2 protein-coding genes are annotated in these 5697 nt (G+C 64.9%); one reads left to right on the forward strand and one right to left on the reverse strand.

Going from position 1 to position 5697, the window contains the following annotated elements; translation table 11 throughout:
- Positions 1–19: 19 nt before the first annotated feature.
- Positions 20–2731 (forward strand): S-layer homology domain-containing protein, encoded by a 2712-nt coding sequence (locus H6A16_RS10355; RefSeq protein WP_204618910.1) that lies wholly within the window; start codon positions 20–22, stop codon positions 2729–2731.
- Positions 2732–3011: 280 nt separating this feature from the next.
- On the opposite strand, the gene H6A16_RS10360 is transcribed toward H6A16_RS10355, so the two are convergent.
- A complete protein-coding gene (locus H6A16_RS10360; RefSeq protein ID WP_204618912.1) occupies positions 3012–5684 on the reverse strand; it encodes an S-layer homology domain-containing protein in 2673 nt (890 codons plus the stop codon).
- Positions 5685–5697: the final 13 nt, after the last annotated feature.

Here is a 5697-nt window from a genome sequence, read left to right on the forward strand (position 1 = left end):
CACGGAAGGAGAAAGACGTATGACAGCTTGCGTCAACAGGAAGCATTCTAGGAGGGTCGCGGCCGTCATCAGCGCCTCGCTGGTGGGCGCCCTCTCCCTCGGCATCGCGCCCGTCGCGGCCATGGCCAACGAGGGCGTCGACATGCTCGTCGCTGACACCGCGCAGTCCCTCAAGGACGGCAAGGTCATCGAGTGGACCGATGCCGACGGCGACGTCATCACCGGCACTGAGTTCACCTACAAGGAGGGCGTCGCCCAGTTCGTCGTCCCGACCGTGGTCGACCCCCAGGTCGGCGCCAACATCGAGCTGGACGGCAACACCGCCTACAAGATCGCGTACTACCGCGTCGTCGACGGCACGCCCACCGATGGCGACCAGACCAAGGACGGCAAGAAGCTCTCCTACATCCGCTCCGGCGCGGCCGGCTGCGAGACCGAGGGCACCTATGTTGCCGCCGTCCTCCCGAACGTCAGCGGCGTGAAGGCCATCGAGGGCGCCCAGATCGAGTTCAAGATCGTCGGCAACAAGCTCGAGAACGCTAAGGTCGTCAACGCCGCCGACGCCGACTCCGAAGGCTTCACCTTCCGCGCCGCAGGCTACGAGTACGGCAGCGGCTGGGCTATCAAGCTCGGCGAGGACCGCATCGGCGTGAGCAATGAGCTCGACAGCATCAAGCTCTACAAGGACGGCAAGCTCCAGGACGACCTGAAGTTCGTCGACGCCGGCAACTACACGCTGCGCATCGAGGGCAAGGGCGACTACGCCGGCCAGAGCGCCGAGATCAAGTTCACCGTCAGCGCGATCGACCTCGCCTCCGCGAAGGTGACCTTCAACAACGGCGTTAAGCTCAGCGCCGAGTCCAACGTCGCGCTGCCCGACTTCGTGAGCCAGCTCGAGAGCGGCAGCACCGGCACCATCACGTTCGCCGACCTTGACGGCAAGGGCAAGTCTCAGGGCTGGTCGACGGCCGATGTCAGCGGCGAGAGCAATGATGAGAGCAACCGCATCATCCTCGATCTCGCCTTCCAGCCCGACCAGAGCACCAGCGGTACCCCGACCGACGGCGTGAACGGCAAGTTCGTCTACAAGCTGACCGCCAAGAACCAGGACGGCTCCGAGTGCACCAACGTCATCGGCGAGCGCACCATCACCGTCACCCGCTACGGCCAGTCCGCCGCCATCACCTACGACGGCGTCGCCAACAACAGCACCCCGACCTCACCCGTGCGCCGCTTCGACGCCGAGCTCGTCGAGGCCCGCATCACTGGCGGCGACCAGCGCCTGCTCGAGCACTCCATCTCCTACTACATGGACGCTGACGGCGACCGCACCTACGAGACCGCCGTCGACGCCGCCGACACCGTGTGGCCCGGCGACTACATCGCCCATGTCGAGGTCGTCGACGACACCTTCGCCTGGGGCGGCGCCAAGGACATCTACTTCAAGGTCGACGCTGTGACCGTCCAGGAGGCCGACGCGTACATCACCTTCCGCGGCGAGCCCATCGACGAGGGCGACACCGTTGAGATCTACTCCGGCTCCGACCTCATGGCCGACCTCGGCATCGAGGCCTTCGACCGCGACGGCGACGCGCTGCCCGCCGACGCCTTCGAGCTCGAGGTCAAGGACTCCGAGGGCAACGTGGTGACCGAGCTGGTCAACGCCGGCACCTACACCGCCACCATCAAGGAGAAGGCCCAGTCCATGTACCGCCTCGACGAGGACGCCGACGCCGACGTCGAATTCACGGTCGATCCGGTCAAGCTGACCTACACCTACGGCACCACGGTCACCAAGACCGGCAACGGCGACATCCGACTCGCGGGTGCCCCGACCGTTACCGGCATCTCCAACGCCTACGTGTACACCGGCGGGGCAGTCGTGCCCACCTACGAGTACGACCTCACCGACGCCCGCTTCGGCTACGACAAGGCGGTCGAGTGGGTCGCGCTGCCTGAGGGCGCCTACAAGGTCGAGTACCAGAAGTACAACGAGACCTCCAAGGCTTGGGAGGACGTCGACGAGTGCGTCGAGCCCGGCAACTACGTCGCGATCCTGTCCGACAACGCCAAGGACGACAACTACGTAGTCGATGCCCGTCTGACCTTCGAGATCACTGACACCAAGGTGTTCCTGGATGTCCCGAACGACTTCTGGGCAGCCGAGAGCGTCTACGAGGCCGCTGCCAACGGCTGGATGAGCGGCTACGGCTACACCGGCTTCTTCGGCCCGAACGACAACATCAAGCGCGGCGACGTCGCGGTCGTCCTCTACAAGATGGCCGGCCAGCCCGAGTTCGTGGACGAGGGCCAGTACGACGAGACCACCGGCTTCAAGACCGGCTTCGGCGACGTCGACGGCAAGATGTACTACGCCGAGGCGATCCTGTGGGCCAAGCAGGCCGGCATCGTTTCCGGCGACGAGGGCACCGGCATGTTCCGCCCCGAGGACTCCATCTCCCGCCAGGAGCTCGCCAAGATGCTGACCGTCTACGCTGAGAAGTGCAACGAGGACGTCTCCAGCGACGTCGACGCCGTGCTCGGCGAGTACGAGGACGCCAACACCGTGTCCGAGTGGGCCAAGGGCTACGTCGCCTACCTCGTCGAGGCCGGCGTCATGGGCAACGAGTCCCCGCTGCGCGCAACGGACCCGATCACCCGCGCCGAGGTCGCCACGATGGTCGTCCGCCTGTCCGACACCGTCGATTTCGACAACGTCATCTTCAAGTAAGCAACCATATCCGCAAGGATTCAGGAAAGTACTTGAGGGGATGGGCCGCCGCGGCCCATCCCCTTTTTTCACACAAAGCCTGCATAGCGCGAAGGGGCGTCCTCCCAGGGGATGGGAGGACGCCCCTTCGCGCTTGGCCTCGTCCGCGACAGCTTGCATTCTCGCCGGTGGGCTCGGTGGGCCCCACGCGTCCGGGCGCACCGAGCCAGCTGATGCTGAGGGCCGGCTCCCCCTCGGGCGAGGGGGAGCCTTCCTTCTTTCGGGCCTGTCGCCCGGGAGCCTACTTCTTCAGCTGCTCGGGCTGGAAGCGGACGGTGATGGCGGCCACGGCGGCGCGCTGGATGTTCTCGGTCGGGTACAGCTCGTCGGTGTCGACGCCGAACACGCCGTTCTCGACGGCCCAGGCCATGGCGTCCTTCGCCCAGTCGGCGACCTGGTCGCCGTCCTTGTAGGCGGCCAGGGCCGCGTCGGCGTCATCCACGGAGACGTCCTTTCCCTGCGCCTTGGCGTAGCGGTAGAGCATGACGGCGACCTGCTGGCGGCTGGCCTTGTCGGTCGGGCCGAAGGTGTCGGCGTCGTAGCCGGTCACCACGCCGGCGCGAGCGGCCCAGTCGACGGGCTGCGCGTACCAGGCCCAGCCGTCGACGTCGCCGAACTGGGTCGGGAAGTACTTTCCGGTCTCGGTGGACTGGCCGGCCATGTTGAAGAACACCTGGGCCAGCTCGGCGCGGGAGATGTCGGAGAGCGGCATGAACAGGTTCGTGCCCGCGATGCCGGACATGTAGGTCAGGTCCTTGGCCTCGTAGACGTAGGGCGCGTACCAGGCGGAAGCGTCGACGTCGGAGAAGCCGGCGGTCTTGGAGACCTGGAAGGCGCAGGTGGCGCTGCCCGTGAGGGTCTTGGAGGAGGTCAGGACGTTGATGTCGGCGACGTACCAGCCGTCCTCGGTGAGGTCGTCGGCGTCGACGGGGGCACCCTTTTTCGCGGCGGCGATGTCCGCGTCATCGATCTTGCCGTTGCCGTCGGCATCATCGAGCTCGTAGTAGCGCACGGAGATCTGGTCGGCGGGCAGGTCGAACTTCGTGCCCTTGTCGAAGTCGTTGTTCGTGGAGCCGGTGAAGCTCGGGGCCGCGGCGGTCTCGCCGTCGGTGGCGAAGAAGTCGGCGGTCGGCTTGGCGGTGACGATCGCCGCCTGCGTCACGGTCAGCGTGAAGGGGATCTCGGTCTCGTCGGTGTCCGCGAGGGTCGCGACGATGGTGTACTTGCCGGGCTCGGTGATGGACTCCACGGCGTTGCCGTCCTCGTCCTCATAGGAGACGGTGTAGTCCACGCCCTGCTCGAGCGCGCCGTCCTTGTTGGTGAGCGCAACGACGGGCTCGATCTCGGAGCCGGTGTAGGGTGTGCTGCCGTAGTCGTTGCCCTTGCCGAGGTCCTTGTTGTCGACGAAGACAAACATGCCTACCGTGCCGAAGTCGACGGTGGTGCCCTGGACCTGGAACTTGACTACCTTGTGGCCGGCGTAGTTGAAACCGTTGTCAGGATCGGTCACGAGTTCGAGGACATACTCACCCGGCTCATCGTAGGAGGTGACCTCCTCGCCATCCTTGGTGACGGTGTAGGTGAAGGGGACCGCCTTGGTTCCGGCGAACGCGGTGAGATTGCCCGGGTTGAACGGGAAGTTCGCAGAGGGAAGGAAGGTGGGCATGTCGGCGTCGCCGCTAATCGGAGAGCCGGAATACTTGTAGGTGACAGTCTCGTCCGCGACGTAAACATCGACCAGGACCGGCCCTCCGATCACGTTGTCGCTGGCGGCGGTAGAAGCGGACACCTTGAAGGTGTACTTGCCCTTCTGGGTGAGCTTGTTGCCGACGGGGCTCACCGCGGCCTCGGTGACGAGAACATCGTTGTAGGCGTTGAGGGTGACCTCGATGTCCGCTGCATCCACAGAAGCGCCATCGAACTTAACGAGGGTGTTGTCACCGAGGGAGTAGTTGGGGCCGGAGCCGGTAACCATCAGGCCGGTTACATCGTCAACGGGTTCCATGGAAAGCACGGCGGAATCGAGATCGACGGGGGCGACGGTAAAGGTCACGTCAGCGGTTTTTCCAGCGTAATCACCGGCGCCGGTAATTCGTACAGTGTAATCTCCGGCGACCGCGTTGTTCAGCGTGAAGACCGCGATACCGTCTGCTGCCGCCGTCCTGTCCTTAACGACAGAGGGGGCAGTGCCAGTCACCCTCGGGGCGCTGGTAATTTTGTAGGTGAAGTTCCCTGCGTCTTCATTGGTCAGGCGCTTACCGTCCATGGAGACGCCGATGCTGAGAGCACTGCCCTTGTAGGTAAGGGTGGTGTCCGAGAGGCCCTTGTCGGATGCGGAAGCGTCGTACTCGTAGGCGCCCATGTCGCCGAAGTCCTCGGAGGCCGCCTTGATTTCGAAAGCCTGGACGTGGATGGACTCGACGCCGGCGAGAGTCTTAAGGTCGTTGTAGCTCTTCGTGCTGTCCAGGGTGCTGATATCGACGGAGCCCTCGACGATAGCGACGAAATAGTTGCCCACGGCGTTGGGGACGCCGCCGTCGCGCTTGCTGACGGTGGCCGCGGTGGTCGCGTTCACGAGCACGTCAGTGTCATCGGGGGCTGAGCCGCTCATAGCGAAGTAGACGACGGTGTAGTCGGAGGGGCCGAGCTCCCTGCCGTCGACGGTCTTGACGCCCTGGACGGTCATGTAGTCGCCGACTGTGGTGACGTACTTGCCGTCGATGTCGGCATCGACGCTGTAGTCAAAGGTCGCCTTGTTCCAGGCGCTGGTGTCGGGGGTGATGGTGGCCTGGAGATCGATCTCCTCAGCCATAGCGGCCACGGGGGCCACGCCGAGGCTGAGCGCGCCCACCAGGGACGCGGTCACGACGGCGGCCACCTTCTTGGTGTGCTTCCTGTTGACGCAAGCTGTCATACGTCTTTCTCCT

Source organism: Collinsella tanakaei (assembly GCF_016900375.1).
Classification (GTDB): domain Bacteria; phylum Actinomycetota; class Coriobacteriia; order Coriobacteriales; family Coriobacteriaceae; genus Collinsella.

Coding starts and splice junctions, on each gene's coding strand:
- H6A16_RS10355 (WP_204618910.1), top strand. CDS start 20: ATGACAGCTTGCGTCAACAGGAAGCATTCTAGGAGGGTCGCGGCCGTC.
- H6A16_RS10360 (WP_204618912.1), bottom strand. CDS start 5,684: ATGACAGCTTGCGTCAACAGGAAGCACACCAAGAAGGTGGCCGCCGTC.